Origin of the sequence: Curtobacterium flaccumfaciens pv. betae, assembly GCF_026241855.1 — a bacterium.
Classification (GTDB): Bacteria; Actinomycetota; Actinomycetes; order Actinomycetales; family Microbacteriaceae; genus Curtobacterium; species Curtobacterium flaccumfaciens.
In genome coordinates this window covers 3,357,334-3,380,498 of sequence record NZ_JAPJDC010000001.1, presented here as the reverse complement: position 1 = coordinate 3,380,498, position 23,165 = coordinate 3,357,334, and the positions used below count along the sequence as shown (strand labels likewise).

The 23,165-nt window shown below is 72.2% G+C and carries 25 protein-coding genes and 1 riboswitch; of the genes, 13 read left to right on the top strand and 12 right to left on the bottom strand.

Features of this window, described 5'->3' with window-relative positions; translation table 11 throughout:
• Positions 1-69 precede the first annotated feature (69 nt).
• Both ORG17_RS15885 and ORG17_RS15880 read left to right on the top strand, forming a co-directional pair.
• Positions 70-810: a histidine phosphatase family protein gene (locus ORG17_RS15885; protein WP_214527969.1), complete on the top strand. Its 741-nt coding sequence runs from the start codon at positions 70-72 to the stop codon at positions 808-810.
• Positions 800-1,663, top strand: coding sequence for an NAD(P)H-hydrate dehydratase (locus tag ORG17_RS15880; RefSeq protein WP_111124316.1), 864 nt, complete (start codon positions 800-802; stop codon positions 1,661-1,663). Before ORG17_RS15885 ends, ORG17_RS15880 begins: the two co-directional genes overlap by 11 nt.
• A gap of 143 nt (positions 1,664-1,806) precedes the next feature.
• On the opposite strand, the gene ORG17_RS15875 is transcribed toward ORG17_RS15880, so the two are convergent.
• Positions 1,807-2,244: a YdeI/OmpD-associated family protein gene (locus ORG17_RS15875; RefSeq protein ID WP_214526246.1), complete on the bottom strand. Its 438-nt coding sequence runs from the start codon at positions 2,242-2,244 to the stop codon at positions 1,807-1,809.
• Positions 2,245-2,428: 184 nt separating this feature from the next.
• Here ORG17_RS15875 and ORG17_RS15870 point away from each other — a divergent pair, with 184 nt between their 5' ends.
• From ORG17_RS15870 to ORG17_RS15855, 4 genes are read left to right on the top strand one after another with little or no spacing between them, the layout of a single operon-like run.
• Entirely contained in the window at positions 2,429-3,574 is a 1,146-nt protein-coding gene (locus ORG17_RS15870; protein WP_214522100.1) for an ABC transporter substrate-binding protein, read from the top strand.
• Positions 3,575-3,579: 5 nt separating this feature from the next.
• Complete coding sequence (locus tag ORG17_RS15865; RefSeq protein WP_027466657.1) at positions 3,580-4,533, top strand: ABC transporter permease; 954 nt, start codon at positions 3,580-3,582, stop codon at positions 4,531-4,533.
• Positions 4,530-5,438: an ABC transporter permease gene (locus tag ORG17_RS15860; protein WP_214526247.1), complete on the top strand. Its 909-nt coding sequence runs from the start codon at positions 4,530-4,532 to the stop codon at positions 5,436-5,438. The genes ORG17_RS15865 and ORG17_RS15860 overlap by 4 nt, the downstream gene beginning before the upstream one ends.
• On the top strand, positions 5,435-6,505 hold the full coding sequence (locus ORG17_RS15855) for an ABC transporter ATP-binding protein (RefSeq protein ID WP_214526248.1): 1,071 nt from the start codon (positions 5,435-5,437) through the stop codon (positions 6,503-6,505). Before ORG17_RS15860 ends, ORG17_RS15855 begins: the two co-directional genes overlap by 4 nt.
• A gap of 134 nt (positions 6,506-6,639) precedes the next feature.
• Here the strand turns inward: ORG17_RS15855 and ORG17_RS15850 are convergent, their stop codons facing one another.
• Positions 6,640-7,119 carry an NUDIX hydrolase gene (locus ORG17_RS15850; protein WP_027466654.1) on the bottom strand — a complete coding sequence of 160 codons (480 nt, stop codon included), beginning with the start codon at positions 7,117-7,119 and terminating at the stop codon, positions 6,640-6,642.
• Between the two features lie 60 nt (positions 7,120-7,179).
• Between ORG17_RS15850 and nagB the strand changes: the two genes are divergently transcribed.
• A complete protein-coding gene (nagB, locus tag ORG17_RS15845) occupies positions 7,180-7,965 on the top strand; it encodes a glucosamine-6-phosphate deaminase (protein ID WP_214526249.1) in 786 nt (261 codons plus the stop codon).
• 148 nt (positions 7,966-8,113) lie between these two features.
• On the opposite strand, the gene ORG17_RS15840 is transcribed toward nagB, so the two are convergent.
• Both ORG17_RS15840 and ORG17_RS15835 read right to left on the bottom strand, forming a co-directional pair.
• Positions 8,114-9,289 (bottom strand): MalY/PatB family protein, encoded by a 1,176-nt coding sequence (locus ORG17_RS15840; protein ID WP_214526250.1) that lies wholly within the window; start codon positions 9,287-9,289, stop codon positions 8,114-8,116.
• Positions 9,290-9,333: 44 nt separating this feature from the next.
• Positions 9,334-9,906: a TetR/AcrR family transcriptional regulator gene (locus ORG17_RS15835; RefSeq protein ID WP_214526251.1), complete on the bottom strand. Its 573-nt coding sequence runs from the start codon at positions 9,904-9,906 to the stop codon at positions 9,334-9,336.
• Positions 9,907-9,983: 77 nt separating this feature from the next.
• Between ORG17_RS15835 and ORG17_RS15830 the strand changes: the two genes are divergently transcribed.
• Both ORG17_RS15830 and ORG17_RS15825 read left to right on the top strand, forming a co-directional pair.
• On the top strand, positions 9,984-10,874 hold the full coding sequence (locus ORG17_RS15830; RefSeq protein WP_214526252.1) for an SDR family NAD(P)-dependent oxidoreductase: 891 nt from the start codon (positions 9,984-9,986) through the stop codon (positions 10,872-10,874).
• Between the two features lie 101 nt (positions 10,875-10,975).
• Positions 10,976-13,423: a GH92 family glycosyl hydrolase gene (locus ORG17_RS15825; protein ID WP_301565260.1), complete on the top strand. Its 2,448-nt coding sequence runs from the start codon at positions 10,976-10,978 to the stop codon at positions 13,421-13,423.
• A gap of 16 nt (positions 13,424-13,439) precedes the next feature.
• On the opposite strand, the gene nagA is transcribed toward ORG17_RS15825, so the two are convergent.
• The 6 genes from nagA to ORG17_RS15795 form a co-directional block, all read right to left on the bottom strand.
• Positions 13,440-14,606, bottom strand: a complete 1,167-nt coding sequence (gene nagA, locus ORG17_RS15820) for an N-acetylglucosamine-6-phosphate deacetylase (RefSeq protein WP_214526253.1) — start codon at positions 14,604-14,606, stop codon at positions 13,440-13,442.
• Complete coding sequence (locus ORG17_RS15815) at positions 14,603-15,010, bottom strand: YrdB family protein (protein WP_214526254.1); 408 nt, start codon at positions 15,008-15,010, stop codon at positions 14,603-14,605. The genes nagA and ORG17_RS15815 overlap by 4 nt, the downstream gene beginning before the upstream one ends.
• 8 nt (positions 15,011-15,018) lie before the next feature.
• Positions 15,019-15,879, bottom strand: a complete 861-nt coding sequence (gene purU, locus ORG17_RS15810; RefSeq protein WP_071245357.1) for a formyltetrahydrofolate deformylase — start codon at positions 15,877-15,879, stop codon at positions 15,019-15,021.
• An 81-nt stretch (positions 15,880-15,960) separates the two neighbouring features.
• Positions 15,961-17,343, bottom strand: a complete 1,383-nt coding sequence (locus ORG17_RS15805; RefSeq protein ID WP_214526255.1) for an MFS transporter — start codon at positions 17,341-17,343, stop codon at positions 15,961-15,963.
• Positions 17,344-17,455: 112 nt separating this feature from the next.
• The gene (locus ORG17_RS15800; protein WP_214526256.1) at positions 17,456-17,890 is read right to left on the bottom strand and encodes a MarR family winged helix-turn-helix transcriptional regulator; all 435 of its coding nucleotides are present in this window, start codon (positions 17,888-17,890) and stop codon (positions 17,456-17,458) included.
• A 56-nt stretch (positions 17,891-17,946) separates the two neighbouring features.
• Positions 17,947-18,402 (bottom strand): MarR family winged helix-turn-helix transcriptional regulator, encoded by a 456-nt coding sequence (locus tag ORG17_RS15795; protein ID WP_214526257.1) that lies wholly within the window; start codon positions 18,400-18,402, stop codon positions 17,947-17,949.
• A gap of 75 nt (positions 18,403-18,477) precedes the next feature.
• Between ORG17_RS15795 and ORG17_RS15790 the strand changes: the two genes are divergently transcribed.
• Positions 18,478-19,350: an NmrA family NAD(P)-binding protein gene (locus ORG17_RS15790; protein WP_214526258.1), complete on the top strand. Its 873-nt coding sequence runs from the start codon at positions 18,478-18,480 to the stop codon at positions 19,348-19,350.
• Between the two features lie 43 nt (positions 19,351-19,393).
• On the opposite strand, the gene ORG17_RS15785 is transcribed toward ORG17_RS15790, so the two are convergent.
• Positions 19,394-19,867 carry a DUF2017 family protein gene (locus ORG17_RS15785; protein WP_214526259.1) on the bottom strand — a complete coding sequence of 158 codons (474 nt, stop codon included), beginning with the start codon at positions 19,865-19,867 and terminating at the stop codon, positions 19,394-19,396.
• Positions 19,864-20,169, bottom strand: coding sequence for an ATP-dependent Clp protease adapter ClpS (gene clpS / locus ORG17_RS15780; protein ID WP_027466643.1), 306 nt, complete (start codon positions 20,167-20,169; stop codon positions 19,864-19,866). Before clpS ends, ORG17_RS15785 begins: the two co-directional genes overlap by 4 nt.
• A gap of 38 nt (positions 20,170-20,207) precedes the next feature.
• Positions 20,208-20,292: riboswitch (ZMP/ZTP riboswitch) on the top strand.
• 96 nt (positions 20,293-20,388) lie between these two features.
• On the opposite strand from clpS, the gene glyA reads away from it, so the two are divergent.
• From glyA to ORG17_RS15765, 3 genes are all read left to right on the top strand, one after another.
• Positions 20,389-21,666 (top strand): serine hydroxymethyltransferase, encoded by a 1,278-nt coding sequence (glyA, locus tag ORG17_RS15775; RefSeq protein ID WP_017888107.1) that lies wholly within the window; start codon positions 20,389-20,391, stop codon positions 21,664-21,666.
• On the top strand, positions 21,663-22,598 hold the full coding sequence (locus ORG17_RS15770) for a tetrahydrofolate dehydrogenase/cyclohydrolase catalytic domain-containing protein (RefSeq protein ID WP_111091219.1): 936 nt from the start codon (positions 21,663-21,665) through the stop codon (positions 22,596-22,598). Before glyA ends, ORG17_RS15770 begins: the two co-directional genes overlap by 4 nt.
• Before the next feature lie 107 nt (positions 22,599-22,705).
• Positions 22,706-23,155 carry a hypothetical protein gene (locus ORG17_RS15765; protein WP_214526260.1) on the top strand — a complete coding sequence of 150 codons (450 nt, stop codon included), beginning with the start codon at positions 22,706-22,708 and terminating at the stop codon, positions 23,153-23,155.
• Positions 23,156-23,165 lie beyond the last annotated feature (10 nt).

Genomic DNA, 23,165 nt, shown 5'->3' with positions numbered 1-23,165 from the left:
TCGGCACCGCACGGGGTGACCGTTCGGCACCGGTGAACCGGCACAGCACGCTCTGGCTAGCGTGGCGGCATGGCAGTGCAGGAGATCTGGCTCGTCCGTCACGGCGAATCGGTCGCGAACGTCGCGGCGGCTCGGGCCGAAGCAGCGGGCGACGACGTCGTCGACGTCGAGTTCCGGGACGCCGACGTCCCACTCAGCCCGCTCGGCACTGATCAGTCCCGGGCCCTCGGGCAGGAGCTCGCCGACCGCGGGATCGACGACGTTCCCGTCGCGCTGTGGGTGTCGCCGTACCTCCGCGCACAACAGACCATCGCGATCGCGCTCGAGGCAGCCGGCCTCGCCGAACCCGAGAAGCGGGTGGACGAGCGGCTGCGCGACCGCGAACTCGGCGTCCTCGACCTGCTGACCCTGCAGGGCGTCCGCAACCGGTACCCGGACGAGGAACGCCGTCGGCAGTGGCTCGGCAAGTACTACCACCGGCCGGCGGGCGGGGAGTCGTGGGCCGACGTGATGCTCCGGCTCCGGTCCCTCCTCGGCGATGTCGAGCGGGTCGACGGCGCCGAGCGCCTGGTGATCGCCGCGCACGACGCCGTGGTGATGCTCGCCGTCGCGGTGTGCCTCGACCTCGACGAGCCGGCGCTCATGGAGTTCGCCCGGACCCACGCCGTCGCGAACGCCTCCCTCACCCGGCTCCGTCGCGACGACGCCGGATCGCCGTGGGTGCTCGAGGAGTTCTCCTCCGTCGGGCACCTGGACGACGACGAGGTCACCCAGCACACCGGCCGGAAGGACGACGAACATGTCCACTGAACCCGTCACCCCGAACTTCCTGCGGGACTGGCCCTTGCCCGAACCCGGTGCCGGCAAGTACGGCCGCGGGCAGGTGCTCGTCATCGGGGGAGCCGCACGGACGCCGGGAGCAGCGCTGCTCTCCGCGCTCGCCGCACTCCGGGTCGGCGCCGGTCGTCTCACCCTGGCGGTCGGCCGGAGCGTGGCGAACGAGGTCGCGGTCGCGGTGCCCGAGTCCGGGGTCGAACCACTCGACGAGGACCAGGACGGACACATCGCCGTCGGCGCGATCGAGGGCATCGCGGACAGCGCGTCGAGTGCCGACGCCGTGTTGGTCGGGCCGGGGCTCGACGAGCCGGACGGTTCCCGTGACCTCGTGGCCGGACTCGCCGACGTCGTCGGTCCGCACACCACCGTCGTGCTCGACGCCTTCGCCCTCGGGGTGGCCGCCGACGTGCGGGACCGCCTGGAACCGCTGCGCGGACGGCTCGTGATGACGCCGAACTCCGGCGAGGCCGAACGCCTGCTCGGGCGGGAGTGCAGCGACGACGACGTGGCCGACGCCGTTGCGATCGCGAACCGCTTCGGTGCCGTCGTGGCCCTCGGCGACGCCATCGCCACACCGCAGGGTCGGGCGTGGCTCAAGGGCACCGGCTCCGGCGGTCTCGGCACGAGCGGCAGTGGGGACGTGCTGTCCGGTGCGGTCACCGGCCTGCTCGCCCGCGGCGCCGATCCGGCACAGGCCGTGGCGTGGGCGTCCTACGTGCACGCTGCCGCAGGCGACCGACTCGCGGTGCAGGTCGGGCCGCTCGGGTACCTGGCGAGCGAACTCGTGACCGAGATCCCGCGGGTCCTGGTCGAGCTCGGGGCCTGAGCCCGTTCTTTCCCAGAACGCCCGCGATACCTGGTGCTTCCGGGCATACCTGGCGAGAACTTCCGACCAGGTACGCCCGGAACGACCAGGTATGCCCGAAACGACCAGGCCGCCCAACCCCGCCCCCCCGACCCTCCGCACCACTACCCTCCCAGAGACTCCACGGCCTTCTCGATCCGCCGTGCCCGGGTCTCCGGGGCCTTCGCCTGCGTGACCGGGTCGGCGAGTGCCCGCTGCCGCGAGTTCGACAGGGTGTCGAACGCCGCACGCACGCCGGCCTCCTGCAGCGCGGCGGCCAGGTCCTCCGGTAGGTCGACGGTCCGGGGCAGGGTGTCGACCTCGAGTGCGACCTCGACGGTGTCCCCTGCGGCGATCCCGGCGGCCTCACGGTGTGCGGCCGACAGCGGCACCAGGTACTGCTCGTCCATGACCCCGACGGTGGAGCGGTAGGTGTGTCCCCGGTTGATCGTGACGACCACCGCGGGGCGCTTGCCGGATCCGAGCGCCTCGATGACGGACTCCGGGACGGGGAGTCCGGTCGCCGTCTTCCGTGCTTGCAGGACCGTCGTCGTGAACCGCATCCGTGCCTCCAGGCCTGATGTGGGCGCGACCATGCGCCCAGATCGAGCAAAGCGTACAGCCGCACCCGCTGTTCCGCCGCCGTTCACCACCGGAGCACGGGCCGGAAACCGGCCGCGTCCACGATCGACCAGAACCCGGACCCCCGGTCACCTCAGCACCTTCCCCCACCCGAAAGGCCCACCCGTGCAGCACAAGCGCACCCTGGCCGGCATCGCCCTGGCCGCCGCAGCGATCGTCACCCTCGCCGGATGCTCGGCGACGAGCTCCGCGAGCGCCGGCTCCGACGGCGACGCCGACTGGAAGACCGCCACCAGCGCCGAGACCGCCGGCGGCATGGACGCCCTCGTCAAGGCCGCCAAGGCCGAGGGCCAGCTGAACGTCATCGCGCTGCCGCCGTCGTGGGCCAACTACGGCAAGATCATCGACGGCTTCACCAAGAAGTACGGCATCAAGATCAACTCCGCGAACCCGAACGGCTCGAGCGCCGACGAGGTCGCCGCCGTGAAGTCGCAGAAGGGCCAGTCCACCGCGCCCGACGTGCTCGACCTCGGCAACGCGGTGCTGCAGGAGAACCTCGACCTGCTCACCGACTACAAGGTCGCGAACTGGGACGACATCCCCACCGACCTGAAGGAGAAGGACGGCGCGTGGACGCGTGACTACACCGGCCTGATGTCGATCGGGTACGACTCGTCGAAGATCTCCGACGCCCCGAAGGACCTGCAGGACCTGCTCGGCAGCGAGTACAAGGGCAAGGTCTCGATCGCGGGTGACCCGACGCAGGCCAACCAGGCCGCCTCGGCCGTGTACCTGGCGGCGCTCGAGAACGGTGGCTCGGCCGACGACATCACGAAGGGCGTCGACTACTTCGGTGACCTGAAGAAGGCCGGCAACTTCCAGAACGTGCTGCCGACGCAGGCCACGGTCGCCTCGGGTGAGACCCCCGTGGTCATCCAGTGGTCGTACAACAACCTGGCGTGGGGACCGGCAGCGGGCGCGAGTGGCAACAAGGACTGGAAGACCGTCGTCCCGAAGGGGCAGGCGCTCGGCTCGTACTACTCGCAGGCCATCACCAAGGACGCCCCGCACCCCGCGGCCGCCCGCCTGTGGCAGGAGTACATCGCCAGCCCGGAGGCCCAGAACCTGTACCTGCAGGCCGGTGCCTTCCCCGCCACCCTGTCGGCGATGGAGAAGTCCGGCAAGGTCGACCAGGACGCCCTCGACGCCGCCGGTGGTGCGCCGAAGGACTACGTCGAGCTGACCGACGCGCAGGTCGCCGACGCCGCGACGGTGCTCAAGGCCAAGTGGTCCTCGACGATGGGGTCCTGAGCAGCATGACCACCGCATCGGCAGACGCGCCCGCGACGAGCGCTCCGAGCACCGTGCGCCCGGCGTCCGCGCCCGCCGATGCCGTCCGTCGCGGCGCCGGACCCCGTGTCCGGCGCCGCGTCGGCCTCGCCTGGCTGGGGCTGACCCCCTTCGCCGCCTACGTCCTGCTGTTCCTCGCCGTCCCCGCCGTGATCGCGATCGGCAGCGGCTTCTTCGACGGCTCCGGAGCGTTCACGTTCGCGAACCTCGCGGCCTTCGCCGACCCGTCCGTGCTGCGGGCGTTCGGCGGGTCGTTCGGCCTGTCCGCCGCCTCCGCGGTCATCGGAGCCGTGCTCGGCGCGGTTGTCTGCTGGGCGCTCTCGGCACTGCGGCCGGACGGACTGGTCCGGTCGATGATCGACTCGGCGGCGAGCGTCCTCGCCCAGTTCGGCGGCGTCATGCTCGCGTTCGCGTTCATCGCCACGATCGGCGTGCAGGGACTCGTCACGACGTGGTTGGTCACGGTCTTCCACGTCGACCTCAACGCGGACGGCGCCTTCCTGTACACCGTGCCCGGGCTCGTCATCCCCTACGTCTACTTCCAGGTGCCGCTCATGGTCCTCACGTTCATGCCCGCACTCGAGGGCGTCAAGGCCCAGTGGGGCGAGGCCGCCGCGACCCTCGGCGCCTCGCGTCTGACGTACTGGCGCCGGATCGCGTTGCCGGTCCTGGCACCGGCGTTCTGGGGCTCGCTCCTGCTGCTCTTCGCGAACGGCTTCTCGTCGTTCGCCACCGCCGCGGCCCTCATCTCGCAGGGCGGCATCGTGCCGCTCACGATCCGCACGCAGCTCACCAGCGAGACGCTCGTCGGCCTGCAGAACGTCGCCGGGGTGCTCGCGTTCGGCATGGTCGTCGTGATGGCGGTCGTGATGGGCGCCTACTCGCTGCTGCAGCGCCGAGCCGCCAGGTGGCAGCGATGAGCGCGGCGGCACCGGTCCGCCCGGTGCGCCCGGCGCAGCCGGTTCGGCTCGGAGGCCCGTCCCGCGTCCGCCGCTTCGGCACGGCCCCGTCCCGTGGTGCGGCCGTGACCGTGCTCACCGTGATCGGGCTGCTGTTCGCCGTCCCGCTGGTCGCCCTGCTGCAGTTCACGTTCCGGCAGGGCACCGACGGCGGCCTGACCTTCACGCACTGGGCAGCGATCGGGGACCCGGCCAACGCGTTCACCTACCAGCCCGTGTTCGACGGGCTCGGGGCGTCGCTGCTCATCGCCGTGATCACCGTCGGGATCGTGCTGCTCGTGCTGCTGCCCGCCCAGATCATCACCGCGCTCCGTTACCCGAGGCTCCGACGCGTCCTGGAGTTCGTCTGCATCGTGCCGATCACCGTGCCGGTCGTGGTGCTCGTCGTCGGGTTCATCCCCGTGTACCAGGTCGTCTCGCAGGTCTTCGGCTCCGGCGCCTGGACGCTGGCGTTCGCGATCGGCATCGTCACGCTGCCGTTCGCGTTCCGCCCGATCGCCGCCGCCATCACCGCGATGGACCTGATCGTCCTGTCCGAGGCCGCCCGCTCGCTCGGTGCCTCGTGGTGGACCGTCACCTGGCGCGTGCTCCTGCCGAACCTGCGCCGGGGCATCACCGCCGCGTGCTTCCTCACGATCACCGTGGTCCTCGGCGAGTACACCCTGGCCGCGTTCCTCTCCCGCAGCACGTTCCAGACCGGGCTCGTGCTCGTGCAGGGGACCGACCCGTACGTCGCCGCGATCTTCTCGGTCGCCGCGCTCGTGTTCGGCTTCGTGCTGCTCGTCCTCATCGGCCGCATCGGGACCCGTCGCACGGGCCGCCGCACCCGCACCACCCGTCGTCCCCGCACCCAGGAGTCCGCATGACCGTCACCGCTCCGGCAGCCCCGGCGTCCCTCGCCACCACCGGTGCCGTCGTCGAACTCCACGCCGTCGAGAAGCACTACGGCGCACACCGGGCGCTCGCGGGACTGTCCCTCCGTGTCGAGCCCGGGGAGTTCGTGTCGCTGCTCGGCCCGTCCGGCTGCGGCAAGACGACGGCGCTCCGGGCGCTCGCGGGCCTCGAGGCGATCGACGCCGGCTCCATCCGCATCGACGGACAGGACGTCGCCGACACCCCGGTCAACAAACGCGACATCGGCATGGTGTTCCAGCAGTACTCGCTGTTCCCGCACATGACGGTCCGGCAGAACGTCGCCTTCGGCCTCGAGATGCGCCGGGTTCCCTCCGCCGAGCGCAGGAGCCGCGTGGTCGAGGCCCTCGACATGGTCCACCTCGGCGAGTTCGCCGAGCGCTACCCGCACCAGCTCTCCGGTGGGCAGCAGCAGCGCGTCGCCCTGGCCCGTGCCCTGGTCACCCGTCCCCGGGTGCTCCTGCTCGACGAGCCGCTGTCGGCCCTGGACGCGAAGGTCCGGGTCTCGCTGCGTGACGAGATCCGACGCATCCAGAGCGACCTCGGCATCACCACGGTGTTCGTGACGCACGACCAAGAGGAAGCGCTCGCCGTCTCCGACCGGATCGCGGTGATGCAGGCGGGCGACATCGAGCAGATCGGCACGCCCGAGGAGCTCTACCGCACCCCGTCGTCGGCCTTCACGGCGGACTTCGTCGGTCAGTCGAACCGGCTGCAGGGCGACCTGCGCGGGGGTGACGTCTTCGTGTACGGGTTCCGGGTGCCGGCGCTCGACTCCTCGGCGCCGGACGGCCCGGTGCTCGCCTACGTCCGGCCGGAGGACATCGCCTTCGCCCCCGAGGGCATCACCGGCACCGTCGTCACCTCGAGCTTCCTCGGGTCGATCCGCCGCACCACCGTCCGCCTGGACGACGACACCGTCGTGACCGTCCAGCACGAGGTCGGCGATCGCCGGGCCACCGGCGACCCCGTCGCCGTGCGCCTGCTCGGCGCACCCGTGGCGGTCGCGCCGCTCGCGTAGTCGCGACGAGGTTTCGCGCTGAGCGACAGTCCACGCGCGACCAGATGCGTGGACTGTCGCTGTGCCCGAAACGTCGGGGGGGCGCGGACGGGAGGTCCGTGGCGCCCTGGCACCGCGCCTCCAGGCCGGTGGGGTCAGCGCTGGAAGCGCGCCTCGCGCTCGTCCGCCAGCCCGGCCTCGACGCGTGCCCGCATGTTCTCGGACATGTCGGGCAGGGCGTCGAGCCGAGCCCAGAACGCCTCGGTGTTCTCGCCGTCGGCGGGGTTCGGCGTCCCGGAGACGTACCGGCAGGCGAAGACCAGGTCGAGGTACTGCGACCGGTCGCCGTTCGGGTAGGTCATCTCGGGCAGCACCTGCACCCAGGCCAGGCGTTCGGCGACGGCGACGACGTCTGCTTCCTCGAGGACCTCGCGTTCGGCGGCGACGGCGGGTTCCTCGCCCGGGTCGACGATCCCGGTGACCGGCGTGTACGCGCCCGTGTCGGCCCGTCGCACCACGAGCAGTTCGCGCTCGGCGCCGGAGCCGCGCGTCACGATCGCGCTCACGCCCGACAGCCAGAGCGGCGCCGTGCCGATCTTCTCGCGCAGGGACAGGACGAAGTCGGGGGTCGGCATGCCTCCACGCTACCCACACGACCCCTGTCGCAGACTGGTCATGACCAGTAGGCTGGGCATGTGGAGATCATCATCCTGCCCACGCCGGACGAGGTCGGTCGCGTCGCCGCGGCCAAGATCGCGTCCGTCGTCGCCAAGAAGCCGTCCGCCGTCATCGGTCTCGCCACCGGATCCAGCCCGCAGGGCATCTACACCGACCTGCAGCGCCGGGTGCAGGCGGGCGAGATCTCGTTCGCCGAGGCCCGTGGGTTCGCCCTCGACGAGTACGTCGGCATCCCGCTCGAGCACCCCGAGTCGTACGCTGCCGTGATCGCCCGCGACGTCGTGGCGCCCCTCGGCTTCGACGCGTCGCGCGTGCGGGTGCCGGACGGCCGTGCCGCCGACCTGGAGTTCGCGGCCAAGGAGTACGACGCCGCGATCCGTGCCGCGGGCGGGATCGATGTGCAGATCCTCGGCATCGGGGCCAACGGCCACATCGGGTTCAACGAGCCGACGTCGTCGTTCGCCTCGCGCACCCGCATCAAGACCCTCGCGCCGTCGACCCGTGACGCCAACGCGCGCTTCTTCGACTCGCCCGAGCAGGTCCCGACGCACTGCATGACGCAGGGGCTCGGCACCATCCTCGAGGCCCGCGAGCTCGTCCTCGTCGCCCAGGGCCCGTCGAAGGCGGCGGCCGTCGCCGCTGCGGTCGAGGGGCCGCTCAGCTCCTTCGTGCCCGGTTCGGCCCTGCAGCTGCACGAGCACGCGACCGTCGTCGTCGACGAGGAAGCCGCCGCCGGGCTGCAGCTCGCCGACTACTACCGCTACACGTACGCGCACAAGCCGGCCTGGCAGCGGTTCGAGTAGGCGGCCGCCGATCTTGCTGCGGTAGACGCCGGCGGCTTGCTCAGACGCCGCCCGAGCGCCGACACGCCGCCGAATTCGGGGGCGTGTCGACGATTGCGGGGCGTCGCACGCGCACGCCGGCGTCTTCCGGCCCGATCCAGGTCCGGTGTCAGGCGCGCGCGGCTGCGGCGAGGCGGCTGAGCCCCTCGTCGAGGGTCTCCGCCGAGCACCCGAAGTTCAGCCGCGCGAAGCCCCGGCCCTGCCGTCCGAACGCCGGGCCGGAGCCGAGCGCCACCTTCGCCCGGTCGACGAGCTCCGCCGCGGGGTCGTCGCCCCACGGCAGCGCCCGCAGATCGAGCCACGCCAGGTACGACGCCTGCGGCTGCCGGTACTCGGCGCCGGGCAGCACGTCGCCGAGCCGCTCGGCCAGGGAGCGCCGGTTCGCCGCGAGCTCGGTGAGCAGTGACGCCAGCCACGGCTCGCCCTCGCTGAAGGCCGCGACGCTCGCGGTGTAGCCGAGGATGCCGGTGCGTTCGACGACCTCGGTCGGCAGGCCGTCGAACCAGGCGCGGGCCCGCTCCGAGGCGCCGATCATCATCGCGCACTTCGTGCCGGCGAGGTTCCAGGCCTTGCTCGCACTCGTCAGGGCGACCCCGAGCGATGCGGCCTCGGGGCAAGACTCCAGGAACGGCGTGAACACCGCGTCGGCGTGCACGAGCGGCGCGTGGATCTCGTCGGACACCACGACGGCGTCCCACTCGGCGGCCAGCTCCGCGAGTGCGACGAGCGATGCACGGTCGTGCACCAGGCCGAGGGGGTTGTGCGGGTTGCAGAGCAGCACCGTGCGGGCTCCGTCGGCGAACGCCTGCGCGAGGCCGTCCAGGTCCATCCGCCAGCCGGCCGTGGTGTCGAAGGGGTCGGCCGGGCCCTCGGGGGCGAGCAGCGGGACCTCGGTGACGGTGCCGCCGGCCTCGGACACGTACTCCCAGAACGGCGGGTACACGGGCGGCATGATGACCACCTGGTCGCCCGGCTCGATGACCCGGCGCAGCACCTCGACCGCAGCGACCGACACGTCCGTGGTGGTGCGGACCAGGTCGGGGTCGACCCGCCACGCCCACCGGCTCTCGGCGAAGTCGGCGAACGCCTCGGGCAGGGCCCGCCCGTGCCCGACGTACCCGGTGTCGCCGTTCGTCACCGCGGTGACCAGGGCGTCACGGATCGGCTCGGCGAGCATGCTGTCCATCTCGGCGACGAACATGGGGAGCACGTCCGGCGGGTAGGCCGTGTACTTCTCGCTCGTGCGGGACCGGTACGCATCGAAGACGGACACCATGACGCTCATGCGCCCATCCTGACAGCGAGCCACGCCGGGCGCGAGGGTGGTGGTCAGGCCGGGCGGAGCCCCGCCAGCAGCACCTCGACGTAGCGCTCGGGGTCGTGCACCCGGGAGCCACCGGCAACGGCGGCCGCCCGCATCCCGCACAGCAGCCGTCGCAGGTCGTCCGCGTCGACGTCGGCACGCGCGAGCCCCTCGGCCCGTGCCCGAGCGAGCAGTGCGTCGACGGACACCACCAGGTCTCCTGCGAGCGCAGCGGTGTCGGCGCACGAGAACCCGCCGTTCGTCAGCAGGTCGCCCAGGGCGGCATCGTCGACCATGCTCCGGAAGGCAGCCGTCACGACCCCGCGGAGCGCGTCCCCTGTGTCGGGCAGCGCGACGGCGACACGGACGAGGTCGAGCATGTCCTCGAGCGCGTCGATCGCGAGCGCCTCGAGCAGGTGCTGCTGCGACGGGAAGTGCCGGTAGGCGGTCCCGACACCCACGCCGGCCTCGTGTGCGACGGCGTTCAGGAGCGGCTGGTCGCAGCGCTCGAGGAACGACCGGGCGACGTCGAGCAGCGCGGTCCGGTTGCGCTGCGCATCGGAACGCAGCGCTTCGGGACGGGCCATGGCGATCGTCATGCGGACACTCTATCCGGTTGTGCTACCGTTCCGGATGAATCATCCGATTCGAGACGGAGCGCGGACAGGAGACGACGATGGAACCCTTCACGTGGGAGCCCGGACAGATGGCGGACCAGCACGGGCGGACGGTCGTGGTCACCGGTGCGACCGGCGGACTCGGTCTGGTGGTCGCGACCCGACTGGCCGCCGCCGGAGCGCGCGTCATCGCGGCGGTCCGCAACCCGGACAAGGCGGCTCGTGTCCTGCCCGCCGGTCTGGAGGCGCGGGTCGTCGACACCGCGTCGGTCGCCTCGGTCACGGCGTTCGCCCGGCAGCTCGCCGCGGACGGCATCGTCGTGGACGCCCTCGTCAACAACGCCGGCGCGACGCTCGGCGCGTTCGGGCTGACCGACGAGGGCATCGAACGCACCTGGGCCACCAACGTCGTCGGCCCGGCCGTGCTCGCCGACGCGATGCTCCCGGTGCTCGGTGGACCGTCACCCCGGGTCGTGCTCGTCGGGTCGAACCTGTCGCAGCGCACCCGCCGCGTGCCGGCACCGGGCGGGGTCGACGATGCGAGCGGCTACTCCCAGTTCGCCGTGTACACCGACTCGAAGACGGCGGCGACGGCGCTCGCGGTCGACCTCGGCGAGCGGCTCCGCGCGGCCGGCTCGGCCGTCCGCTCGGTCATCGCACACCCCGGCATCGCAGCGACGGGGATGAACGACCAGGCCGAGACCCTCACGCAGCGCCTCGGTGGCCTGGTCGCCCGCAGCATGGCCCGGACCGCGGAGGACGGCGCTCGCTCGACGCTCTGGTCGGCCACCGCACCGGACGTCGCCGAGGGGGTGTTCGTCGGGCCGGCGCTGCGTCGGGGTGATCGGCGGCTGCACGTCGTCCCCGTCCGCGGGGCAGCCGCCGACCCGGGGTTCCGGCAGCGGGTCCGCACCTTCGTCGATGAGGTCGCAGCGCGCACCGTCGTCTGACCGGGCGGGGCCGAACCCGTCGCCGAACCCGACGTGAACAGCGGGAGAGCGCTCGGTGACGAGAGCGGCGTCCCCCGTCCGAGGGGGCTAGCGTCACGAACGTGAACCGATCTCGCGTGCACCGTCGCCCGCTCGTCCGTCCGCTCCCGCTCGCCGCGGTGGCCACGATCGCCGTACTGCTGGGCACGGGGATCGTCGCCGCGCCGGCGGTGGCCTCGCCGTCGACGCAGCCCGGACGGGCCGTGAGCGATCCGGCCCGGTACGTCGACCCCTTCGTCGGCACGAGCAACGACGGCAACACCTGGCCCGGGGCCACCGCACCGTTCGGCATGGTGCAGTGGAGTCCCACCGGGACCGCGGGCGACCAGACGTCGACCCCGGTCGCGAACGGCTACTCGTACGACGTGAACCGGCTGCGCGGCTTCAGCCTGACGCACCTGAACGGGGCCGGGTGTGCTCCGGGTGCTGCGGGAGACGTGCCGATCATGCCGGTCACGACCTCGGTCACGACCTCGCCGTCGGCCGACTCGAAGGACGCTGTCTACGCCGCCGGGTACTCCCACGACCAGGAGTCCGCGAGCCCCGGACGCTACGGCGTCACGCTCGACAACGGCGTCCGCACCGACCTCGCCGTCACCACGCGCGCGGGCGTCGGCGCGTTCACGTTCCCGGCCGGCAAGGACGCGAACCTGCTGTTCCGTACGTCGAACTCGATCAACGGCAGCGAGGCCGCGATCACCCGCGTCGACCCCCGCACCCGCACGGTCAGCGGCAGCGTCCTGACGGGTGGCTTCTGCAGCCGCCGCGCGAACGGCGGCGGCGCCACCAACCCGGACCGCCGCAGCTACTACCGCCTGTACTTCACCGCGACCTTCGACACGGCGTTCGCGAGCACCGGCACCTGGAAGGACGGCACGGTCCAGCCTGGAGGCACGTCCTCCTCCGGTGGGGAGGGCTACCTGACCGGGGCCGACCGCGCCGGACGCGGCTCCGGCGCCTGGGTCGGGTTCGACGCGCGTCGCGGAGCGACGGTGCAGGCGAAGATCGGCATCTCGTACGTGAGCGCGGCCGGGGCGGTCGCCAACCGTGACGGCGAGGTGACCAAGCGCTCGACCGTCGCCAGCGTGGCGGCCGGCACACGGGCCTCCTGGAACCGTGAACTGTCGCGCCTGCGCGTCGGCGGCGGCACGGCGGACCGGACCACCCAGCTCTCCACGTCGGTCTACCACGCACTCATGCAGCCGAACACGCTGAACGACCGCGACGGGCGCTACCTCGGGCCGGACCTGCGGGTGCACCGGATGGACCGCGGACACCGGGCCGTCTACGGCACGTACTCCGGGTGGGACCAGTACCGGGCGCAGATCCAGCTGCTGGCCTTGCTGCGGCCGGACGTCGCCGGGGACATGGCGCAGTCGATGCTGCGGTTCGCCGAGCAGAATGGCGGGGTGTGGGACCGGTGGCTGCACCTCGGCGCGCCGACGCACGTGATGACCGGCGACCCCTCGGCCGCGACGCTCGCCACCTGGTACGCCATGGGCGTCCGGAACTTCGACGTCCGGGCCGCCTACGCCTCGCTGAAACGCCAGGCGACGGTCGAGAACGCGGACGCCGAGAGCGACATCGGGTGCCCGGGGCAGTGCCTGGCGCAGCGGCCCGCACTCGACGAGTACCTGGAGCGGCAGTACGCGGCGAACGACGACTGCTCCTGCTGGGGCGGTGCGGCCGAGACCCTCGAGGACTCGATCTCCGACAGTGCGCTCGGGTACTGGGCGGGTTCCCTCGGGCTTCGTTCCGACGCCCGGATGTTCGCCGAGCGGGGGACCTCCTGGAAGAACACCTTCAACGCCGCCGTCGGGTACCAGGCCGCGCGGCAGGCCGACGGCTCGTGGACGCCGGGCTGGTCGCCGTCGACGGGGACCGGGTTCGCGCAGGGCACCAGCGCGCAGTACACCTGGCTCGTGCCGCAGGACGTGCAGGGGCTGTCCGGCGCGCTCGGCGGTGACGACGCCGCGGTCGCACGGCTCGACGACTTCTTCCACGACGCCTCGGGCAACTGGGCGGTCACCGGTGGCGACGCCACGAAGTTCGACCCGACGAACGAGCCCGACATCCACACGCCGTGGATGTACAACGCCCTCGGCAAGCCCTGGAAGACGCAGGAGACCGTGCGGCAGGTCGTGGACGACGCCTACTCGACCGGCCCCGGCGGCCTTCCCGGCAACGACGACCTCGGCACGATGAGCGCCTGGTACGTCTTCGCCTCGATCGGCCTGTTCCCGCAGACGCCCGGGCGAGCGGAGATGCTCATCGGCAGCCCGACGTTCAGCACGGTCGACATCCGGCGCGCGAGCGGCGAGCGGATCGTCATCCGGTCGACCGGGACCGAGCCGTACGTGCAGGGAGCCCGGTTGAACGGCCGGACGCTCGAGCAGTCGTGGGTGCCGGCGTCCTTCGTGACGCGAGGCGGCACGCTGTCGCTCCGGGTCGGGGAGACGGCGGACACGTCGTGGGCGAGCGGCGCGCGCGGGCGCCCGGTCGACCGCTGAACACACGCTGCGCGCCTCAGCGCAGCTCGCGCCCGCCGCCCCACACGCGCTGCACCTCGAGCGACGGCGACAGCGCCACGAGGTCCGCGGCGAACCCCGGCGCGAGCCGACCCAGGCGGTCGCCGAGCCCGAGCGCCGCGGCCGGCACGCTCGTCAGCGCCGCCACGGCCTCGGGCAGGGTCCGCCCGGCGAGCGAGACCGCGTTGCGGAGCGCCACGTCCTGCGTCAGCGTCGACCCGGCGATGGTGTCGGTCCCGGCGACGTGCGCGACCCCGTCGGTCACGGTGACGTCGAGCGACCCCAGCCGGTACGAGCCGTCCGCAGCGCCGGCGGCACCCATCGCATCGGTGATCAGCGCCACACGACCCGGCGTCGCCCGGAAGAGCGTGTCCGCCACGACGGGATGCACGTGCACGGCGTCCAGGATGAGCTCGAGCGTCACGCGGTCGTCCGCCACGGCAGCGCCGATCGGCCCCGGTGCGCGGTGGTGCAGCCCCGGCATCGCGTTGCAGGCGTGGGTCAGGATCGTCGCCCCGGCGTCGAAGGCGGCGCGGGCCTGGTCGTACGTGCCGACCGTGTGCCCGACGGCGACCGTGACGCCGGCCGCGACGAACCGGCGGACGGCGTCGAGGGCTCCGGGCAGTTCGGGCGCGATCGTGACCTGTCGGATGACGCCCTCGCCCGCTTCGAGCAGCGCGTCGACCGCGGCGGGCGTCGGATCGATCAGGAACGACTCGTTGTGCGCACCCTTGTTGTGCGGGGACAGGAACGGTCCCTCCAGGTGCACGCCGAGCACGAGCGGGTCGCTCGCCATCACGGCGCGGACGCGGGCCAGCGACGCCGCGAGGGCGGGGACCGGGTTCGCGACGAGCGACAGGACGGAGCGGGTCGTGCCGTGCGAACGGTGCATCGCGAGCGAACGGTCGAACGAGTCGTCCTCGTACGCCTCGGTCGCCCCACCGTGCCCGTGCAGGTCCACGAAGCCGGGCGTCAGGACCGCGTCGCCCAGGTCGACGACCCGGTCGGCCGCGGGGGCCTCGGGGCCGGAGCCGGTCGCGTGGATCGTGTCGCCGACGACCAGGACCCAGCCGTCGGCCGTGGTGCCGGCTGCGTCGACGACGCGGGCTACGCGGACCAGCGTGCGCTGGGCCTCCTGGCCGGTCTGGAGGCCCGTGGTGCTCATGCGGTCTCCTTGCGGAACGCGATCAGGCCGCTCAGGGCGGCGATCACGATGAAGACGATCCCGACGACCGGGTGCCCGATGGAGATCCAGGTCGCGCCTGCGGCGACGACCAGGGCGACCTCGACGATGGTCTTGCCGACGATGTCGGTCTCGATCGGGGACCGCGGCGACCGGAAGAAGTACCAGACGACCGCGGCGAACAGCGGGGCGCCGAACATGAACAGGTAGCCGGGGAGCGGGAGCTGCCACGACCAGTAGCCCCAGAAGGCCAGGGACAGCAGGCCGAACACCATCACGGCGATCCGCAGGACCATCCAGGCCTCGAACCGCCGTCGTGGCTGCCGGACGGCGGCCGGGTCGGGAACCGATTCCCAGTCGACGGGGGACTGCGGGGCGTTGGTCATGGTGCTGCCTACTTGAAGATGATGGTGCGGGCGCCGTCGAGCAGGACGCGGTCCTCCGCGATCCAGCGCACCGCCTGGGTGAGCGTGCGGGACTCCTCGTCCTGCCCGATGGACACCAGCTCGGCCGGTTCCTTGGTGTGGTCGACGCGGACGACGTTCTGCTCGATGATCGGGCCCTCGTCGAGGTCGCTCGTCACGAAGTGCGCGGTCGCACCGATGAGCTTCACCCCGCGGGCGTGCGCTTGCCGGTACGGGTTCGCGCCCTTGAAGCCGGGCAGGAACGAGTGGTGGATGTTCACGGCACGGCCCTCGAGCGCGGCGCAGAGCTCGGGCGACAGGATCTGCATGTAGCGCGCGAGGACCACGAGCTCGATGTCGTGCTCCTCCACCGCCTGCAGCACGCGTCGCTCCATCTGCTCCTTCGAATCGGCGTCGGTGACCGGGCGGTGCTCGAACGGTACGGAGTAGAACGCGGCGAGCTCGGACAGGTCCGCGTGGTTCGACAGCACGAGGGGGACCTCGATCGGCAGCTGTCCGCCGCGCTGCCGGTAGAGCAGGTCGTTCAGGCAGTGGCCCGCCTTCGACACCAGCACGAGGGTGCGCAGCGGACGCCCGACGACGTCGAGCTGGACGCGGGCGTCGTAGCGGGCGGCGACGGGGGCGAGCGCTGCCTCGAAGGCGGCGCGGTCCACCGGCGCCATCACCTGCAGGCGCATGAAGAACGTGTTCGTGTCGGCGCTGGAGAACTGCTGCGACTCGGTGATGTTGCCCTGGGCGGCGACGATCGCTCCGGAGACGGCGTGCACGATCCCGGGCTGGTCGTCGCAGACGAGCGTCAGGGTCCAGTGCGTGGGGGTCGGGTCGGTCACCGGATCAGGGTACCGGCCGCGGGAGATGTGCTTCGTGAGCAGGAACGGTCGAGTGGGCAGCGGTGACCCGACCGTTCCTGCTCACGAAGCGTCAGGCGCAGCGGCGGTGGCGTCGGGCGCGGGCGCGGGCGCAAGGGCCGGTGCGTCGGCGTCACGCAGGCGACGGTCGGCCAGGGTCAGCACGGTCAGGAGTACCGCGACGCCGAGGATCACCCATGCCAGCACGTGCAGGTCCGGCGTCGTCGGGGCCTGGCCGAACACGCCGCCGATCAGCGAGGACGCCGCGATCGCCCCGATGTACACCGCGGTGCGGGACAGCCCGGCCGCGGTGCCGATGTACTCCGCGGGGACGAGCCGGTACAGCGCCGCCTGGTTCGACACCGACGCCAGGGCCTGCGGCACCCCGAACAGCGCCGGGGCCAGGGCGAGCAGGACGACGGGCGACCCGGTGTGCAGGAAGAGCAGGAGTACACCGCCGAGGATCGGCACCAGCGCGGCGACGACGAGTGGCCCGCGGATCGCGGTCTTCCGTGCGACGACGAACGAGGCCACCCCGGCGACGATCGCGGCCGGCAGCTGGATGTACCCGGCGACGTCGCTCGGGTAACCCGCGACGTCCTGCACCCACTGCGAGAACCCGTACGTCATCGTGTAGGCGAGCAGGTACGTCAGGAACAGGCGGCCGTACGTGCGGGACAACGCGCCGTTCCGGGCGAGCAGCCGCACGTCGACGAACGGTCGCACGGCCCGGAGCTCCCACGCCACCAGGGCGCCGAGCAACACGACGGCCACCGCGAGCAGCCACCACAGCCCGGCGGACAGGTCGAGCAGGAAGACGAGCAGCGCCGAGACGGTCCCGGTCATCAGCACCATGCCGAGCGGGTCGAGCGCCTGCAGCACCGGCAGGTCGGCGTCGTCGCGCGGACGCAGCCGGTCGGACGGCAGCCAGAGCGTCGCCACGACGATGCCGAACACCGCGAGCGGCACGTTCACCAGGAAGATCGCGTGCCAGCCGAACGCGGCGATGAGCGCCCCGCCGAGCGGTGGGCCGGCGGCGGCGGACACGAGCGACGTGATCGACAGCGCCCCGAGCACGAGCGGCGGCGTCGGCTTCCCGATCCGGGCGGAGTGCTGCCGGAGCGTGGTGAGCGCCGCCGGGTACGCCGACGACGTCCCGATGCCGATGAGCACCCGGGCGAACACGGCGCCGCCGAACCCGGTCAGGACCTCGGGCACCACCCCGGCGATCCCGACGATGACGAGCCCGGTCAGGAACACCTTCTTCGGGCCGAACCGGTCGGCGAGCTTGCCCATCGTGGGCTGCGCGATCGCACTCGCCAGGTACAGGGCCGCGACGAGCCAGATCGCCTGCGCCGCACCGATGCCCAGGTCGCGGGAGATCGGGGTGAGGGCGACCGACACCATCGTGGTGTTGATCGGGTTGAGCAGGGGCCCGACGAGCACCGGGATGAGGAGCTTCGGACCGAAGCCGCTGGCCGTGGTCGTGTCGGGGATCGTGGTGGTGGTGGACGTGAGAGCGCTTCTTCCGGTTGCAGGACTGGGCGAGGGGTGCGGGTCAGGGATCGACGATCGGCCCGAGCAGGTCCATCGCCCGCGCGACGACGCGGCGGTCCACCTCGGGCAGGGTCGCGAGCCGCTCGGCGAGCTCGTGGTTCCGCGCGGCCCAGGCGGTCTGGCGCGCGTCCCGGCCGGCCGCCGTCGCGCTGACGATCGCCCGCCGGCCGTCCGTCGGGTCGGCCTGCCGCTCGGCCAGACCGAGGTCGACCAGGGCCTGGACGGTCGCGCCCATCGACTGCGGTCGGACACCCTCGGCTCGCGCCAGGTCGGCGATGGTGGCCGGCCCGTGCCGCAGCAGGCGTCCGAGGGCGGCGGTCTGTGACGCCGTGACGTCGTCCGACTTCGAGGCCAGCAACGACCGCCGCAGTCGTCCGTGCATCGTCAGCACGGCGTCGGCCAGGTCGGTCGGGTCGGTCTCCGGTGCGTCGGTCACGCCCCGGAGGCTAGTCCGTCACCAGTCCACCTTGCAAGTTTTCCTTCCGATACCGGTCAGGGAACGGCGGGACCGTCGTCGCCCGCGTCCGGCTCGAGCAGCGGGAGCAGGGTCGCCGAGATCGGTTCCGCGCCGTCGCCGAACCACGCGTTGCTCGCCCGGACGATCGGGTGGGCGCGTGCCAGCAGCGCCTCGCCCTGGTCGGTCAGTCGCATCCTGGAGGCCCGTCCCCGGCCCGGTGCAGCACCCCGCTCCACGAGTCCCCGCGTCGAGAGCCCCCCGACGAGCGTCGTCATGCTCTGCGGTCGGACGCCGACCGCCCGCGCCAGGTCGGCCTGGCTGAGCTCGCCGGCCGCTGCGAGCTGGATGAGCGCCCCGAACTCGACGGGTGTCAACCCGAGCGGCGCCAGCTCGGCCGCGAGTCGGCGGGAGAGCGTCCGTGCGGCCCGGATCACCGTCCAGGCCACGATGCCGTCGACGTCGTCACGCGGGGCTGGGAGTTCCTGGGGCACGGGGCGATCGTACCGGCGTACGTTCACGTATCAGGAAACTGATACCAGAACCGGTCAGTGGAACGAGGAGCAGACATGGGCGAGATCGTGGCGGTCACCGGCGTGACCGGGGACGTCGGGGGCAAGACGGCGGAGCTGCTGCGGACGGCAGGGGTGACGGTGCGAGCCGTGGTCCGACGACCCGAGCAGGTCGACGCGCTCCGGGCGCGGGGCATCGACGGCCGCCTGGCCGACCTGGACGACGAGGACGCGCTCACCGCGGCGCTCGACGGGGTCGACCGGTTCTTCCTCGTGACGCCGGTCAGCCAGCGGCAGCGCGAGCAGGGCACCACCGGGGTCCGTGCGGCGCAGCGGGCCGGGGTCGGCCGGATCGTGCAGCTGTCGGGCGGGGACGCCGCCGAGCACTCCCCGATGTCGTGGGCGAGCGCCGCCTGGCACATCGACCGGATGGTGCGCGAGAGCGGGCTGGCGTGGACGATCCTGCACCCCTCGTCGTTCATGACGAACGTGCAGCCCTCGGCGCCCGCGATCCGACGGGGGTGGTTCCCGCACACCACGGGCCGCGGGGTGATCGGCTGGATCGACACCGAGGACATCGCCCGGACCGCCGCCCGGGTGCTGACGGAGGACGGCCACGACGGCACCGAACCGGTGCTCACCGGGCCGGACCTGCTCGACGCGCGGGGTGTCGCCGCCGCGCTCACAGCCGGGCTCGGCCGACCCGTGCGCGCCCTGCACCTGCCGAGCCGGGTCTACGCCGGTGTGCTCCGCCTGAGCGGGGTGCCCGCCTGGCAGGCCGAGGGGCTCCGGCAGCAGTTCGGCCGGGTCGTCCGACGCGGCCTCGACGGCGTCGACGTGATGAGTGACGACGTCCTGCGCATCACCGGCTCCGCACCCCGGAGCCTGACCGACTGGGCGCGAGCCCACCGCGACGACCTGCTGGGGTGACCCGTCGCGCCGGAGGTGATCCGGGCCTCCAGGCCGTGGGCCGTCAGCGCGACGTGAGCGTCACGACCAGGTGCTCCTGCACGTAGCCGAGCCAGTCGTAGACGTCGCGCAGGCCGACGCCCGCGTCGGCCTCGACGGAGCGCTCCTCGTCGTCGGCGTCCTCGATGCCCAGCCGGTCGGCGATCGTCAGCCGCAGGTCGGTGAGGGTGCGGAGCCACGCCTGCTCGTCCTCGGCGTCGAGCGAACCGTCGCGGGTGCCCGTCAGCCAGTCGTGCACGATCGAGGCGTTCGTCGTCTTCTGCGTGAGCAGGTCGGACTGCGTGTACTTCCGGAACTCCGCGCTCGCCTCGTCATCACCGGGGTAGGCGTCCGGGAACATCCGCTCGCTGATCGGATCGGTGGACAGGTCGCCGTCGAGCACCTGCCGCAGTTGTTCGGTGAGCGAGACGAGCAGGTCGCGCTCGCCGGAGGACAGGCCGAGGTGGACGCCGTCGGCGCGGCGGACGAACGGGATCACGCTTCGGGGGCCTTGTCGACGGTCGCCTGCAGCCCGTAGCCGTGCATGGACTGCACGTGGGCCTCCATCGATTCGCGCGGGCCCGACGCCACGATCGCCCGTCCGTCGTCGTTCACCTGGTGCATGAGTCGCTCGGCCTGCTCGCGCGAGAACCCGAAGTGCCGCTGGAAGACGTAGGTGACGTACGACATCAGGTTCACCGGGTCGTCCCACACCACCGTGACCCACGGGGTGTCCGACCGCGCACTGGTCCGTTCGTCCGTGGTGGTCCGTTCGTCCACGTCGGGCGAGAGCAGCGTCATGCATCCAGGGTGACACAGGGCGGGGTCGCTCGGTACGATCGTCAGGTCGCGACTGGCGTTGGATGGGTCACCATCGGGGAGCGACAAAGACACGGTGCGCGGCCGTACGCCTGGGCTGCACCGACCGACCGTCCGAGTGCGACCAGCTGGTCGTCCGCACACCGTAGGAGTCCCGTGTCCATTGCCGATCTGCCCCCGTTCGTCTCCGACTCGGCCGAGGTGGCCGAGCAGGCCGCCGCCCGCGCCGCGTTCAACGCCCCGCTCACCGAGGTCGACCCCGAGATCGCCGCCGTCCTGCAGCAGGAGCTCGGCCGCCAGCGCGACACCCTCGAGATGATCGCGTCCGAGAACTTCGTGCCGCGCGCCGTGCTCGAGTCGCAGGGCTCCGTGCTCACCAACAAGTACGCCGAGGGCTACCCGGGCAAGCGCTACTACGGCGGCTGCGAGTACGTCGACGTCGCCGAGCAGCTCGCCATCGACCGTGCCAAGGCGCTCTTCGGTGCCGAGTACGCGAACGTGCAGCCGCACTCCGGCGCGACGGCGAACGCCGCTGTCCTGCACGCCATCGCCTCGGCCGGCGACACCATCCTCGGCCTCGAGCTCGCGCACGGCGGGCACCTGACCCACGGCATGAAGCTCAACTTCTCCGGCCGCATCTACAACGCCGTGGCGTACGGCGTCGACCCCGAGACGTTCGAGGTCGACTACGACGACATCCGCGCGAAGGCCATCGAGCACCAGCCGAAGGTCCTGATCGCCGGTTGGTCCGCCTACCCGCGCCAGCTCGACTTCGCGAAGTTCCGCGAGATCGCGGACGAGGTCGGCGCGAAGCTCTGGGTCGACATGGCGCACTTCGCCGGCCTCGTCGCCGCCGGTCTGCACCCGTCCCCGGTCCCGCACGCCCACGTCGTCTCGTCGACGGTCCACAAGACCCTGGGCGGCCCCCGCTCGGGCATCATCCTGTCGAACGACGAGACCCTGTTCAAGAAGCTCAACTCCGCGGTCTTCCCGGGCCAGCAGGGCGGCCCGCTCATGCACGTGATCGCCGCGAAGGCCACCGCGTTCCTGCTCGCCGGCACCCCGGAGTTCAAGGACCGTCAGGAGCGCACGATCCGTGGCGCCCAGGCCCTCGCCGCCCGCCTGACCGCTGACGACGCCAAGGCCGCGGGCATCGACGTGCTCACCGGCGGCACCGACGTGCACCTGGTGCTCGTCGACCTGCGCGCGTCCGAGGTCGACGGCAAGCAGGCCGAAGACCTGCTGCACGAGGTCGGCATCACCGTGAACCGCAACTCCGTGCCGTTCGACCCGCGCCCGCCGATGGTCACCTCGGGTGTCCGCATCGGCACCTCGGCGCTGGCGACCCGCGGCTTCGGCGACGCCGAGTTCACCGAGGTGGCCGACATCATCGCGCTGACCCTCATGCCGAACCCGGACGTCGCAGCGCTCTCGGCCCGCGTGAAGGTCCTGACCGACGCGTTCCCGCTCTACGCGTGAGCGGTTCGGTCAGCGCGGCGCTCCCGCGCGAGCTCTGGGCCGGTGAGGGCAGTGCCGTCCGCATCGACGGCACGGCCCTCGCCGCCCGGACGCTCGACGAACTCCGGGGCCGGATCGACCGCCTGCACGAGCACGGCATCCGTCCGGGCCTCGGCACGATCATGGTCGGTTCGAACCCCGGCTCGATGTCCTACGTCGCGGGCAAGCACCGCGACTCGGCGTCGATCGGGCTCGACTCGCACCGCATCGACCTGCCCGAGACGGCGTCCGCTGCCGACATCCGGGCCGCGATCCTGCAGATGAACGACGACCCCCGGGTCACCGCGTTCATCGTGCAGCTCCCGCTGCCGCAGGGCATCGACCCGACGCCGATGCTCGAGCTGATGGACCCGGCGAAGGACGCCGACGGCCTGCACCCGACGAACCTCGGCGAGCTGGTGCTCGCCGTGCCCGGTGGTGCCGGCACGATCGACGCACCGCTGCCGTGCACCCCTCGGGGCATCGTCGCGATGCTCGACGCGTACGAGATCCCCATCCGTGGTGCGCACGTGACGATCATCGGGCAGGGGCTGACCGTCGGACGGCCGCTCGGCCTGCTGCTCACGCGGCTCGAGGCGACCGCGACCCTGACGCACTCGCTGACCGCGGACGTCGCCGCGGAGTGCCGTCGTGCCGACATCATCGTCGCCGCGGCCGGGGTCGCCGGGCTCGTCAAGCCCGACTGGGTGCAGCCCGGTGCCGCCGTCATCGACGTGGGGATCACCCGCGTCGTCAACGAGGAGACCGGCAAGGCGAAGCTGCACGGCGACGTCGACCCCGCGGTCGCATCGGTCGCGGGCTTCCTGTCGCCGACTCCCGGTGGCGTCGGGCCGATGACCCGCGCCATGCTCATGAAGAACGTCGTCGAGGCCGCCGAGCGCCAGCTGTCGTAGCGCGCTGGCTCTCGCGTGCCGATTGTGTGCAGCAATGGTCGGGTTGCGTCATCGCACCCGACCATTGCTGCTCACGAAGTGCACTCCGCCGGTGCTACGGTCGCGGCATGGGGGACGAACGACTGCAGACGGCGCCGGTGATGCGACCCCGGCCCGAGCCGTCGCAACTGACCAAGGACGCCCGGTGGCTGATCGTCATCGTGGCGCTCTGCGTGCTGTTCCAGGCTCCGGGGTCGACCTGGTCGATGACACTCGCGCACGCCGGCCAGGAGTACACGTTCACGTCGGGCCCCTGGTTCGGGTGGACGCTCGCGACGGTGGGGTTCGCGGTCGCCGGGTTCGCCGTCGCGATCGCCCGCCGTGGTGCAGCCCGTTTCGACGAGCACACCGTGATGGGCCTGACCCTGGCTGCCGTGCTCGGGACGACCGTCGTGGTGTGGCTGCTCATGCCGGCGCAGACCGCGTGGGTGGAGTGGGCCGTGGAGCACGGTCGGACGCACCCGTTCGTGCTCGGGAACGTCGTGGAGTACGTCCGGTACGCGGACTACCTCGGCTGAGTAGGCGGAC

Coding starts and splice junctions, on each gene's coding strand:
- ORG17_RS15885 (WP_214527969.1), top strand. CDS start 70: ATGGCAGTGCAGGAGATCTGGCTCGTCCGTCACGGCGAATCGGTCGCG.
- ORG17_RS15880 (WP_111124316.1), top strand. CDS start 800: ATGTCCACTGAACCCGTCACCCCGAACTTCCTGCGGGACTGGCCCTTG.
- ORG17_RS15875 (WP_214526246.1), bottom strand. CDS start 2,244: ATGCGGTTCACGACGACGGTCCTGCAAGCACGGAAGACGGCGACCGGA.
- ORG17_RS15865 (WP_027466657.1), top strand. CDS start 3,580: ATGACCACCGCATCGGCAGACGCGCCCGCGACGAGCGCTCCGAGCACC.
- ORG17_RS15860 (WP_214526247.1), top strand. CDS start 4,530: ATGAGCGCGGCGGCACCGGTCCGCCCGGTGCGCCCGGCGCAGCCGGTT.
- ORG17_RS15855 (WP_214526248.1), top strand. CDS start 5,435: ATGACCGTCACCGCTCCGGCAGCCCCGGCGTCCCTCGCCACCACCGGT.
- ORG17_RS15850 (WP_027466654.1), bottom strand. CDS start 7,119: ATGCCGACCCCCGACTTCGTCCTGTCCCTGCGCGAGAAGATCGGCACG.
- ORG17_RS15840 (WP_214526250.1), bottom strand. CDS start 9,289: ATGAGCGTCATGGTGTCCGTCTTCGATGCGTACCGGTCCCGCACGAGC.
- ORG17_RS15835 (WP_214526251.1), bottom strand. CDS start 9,906: ATGACGATCGCCATGGCCCGTCCCGAAGCGCTGCGTTCCGATGCGCAG.
- ORG17_RS15830 (WP_214526252.1), top strand. CDS start 9,984: ATGGAACCCTTCACGTGGGAGCCCGGACAGATGGCGGACCAGCACGGG.
- nagA (WP_214526253.1), bottom strand. CDS start 14,606: ATGAGCACCACGGGCCTCCAGACCGGCCAGGAGGCCCAGCGCACGCTG.
- ORG17_RS15815 (WP_214526254.1), bottom strand. CDS start 15,010: ATGACCAACGCCCCGCAGTCCCCCGTCGACTGGGAATCGGTTCCCGAC.
- ORG17_RS15790 (WP_214526258.1), top strand. CDS start 18,478: ATGGGCGAGATCGTGGCGGTCACCGGCGTGACCGGGGACGTCGGGGGC.
- clpS (WP_027466643.1), bottom strand. CDS start 20,169: ATGACGCTGCTCTCGCCCGACGTGGACGAACGGACCACCACGGACGAA.
- ORG17_RS15765 (WP_214526260.1), top strand. CDS start 22,706: ATGGGGGACGAACGACTGCAGACGGCGCCGGTGATGCGACCCCGGCCC.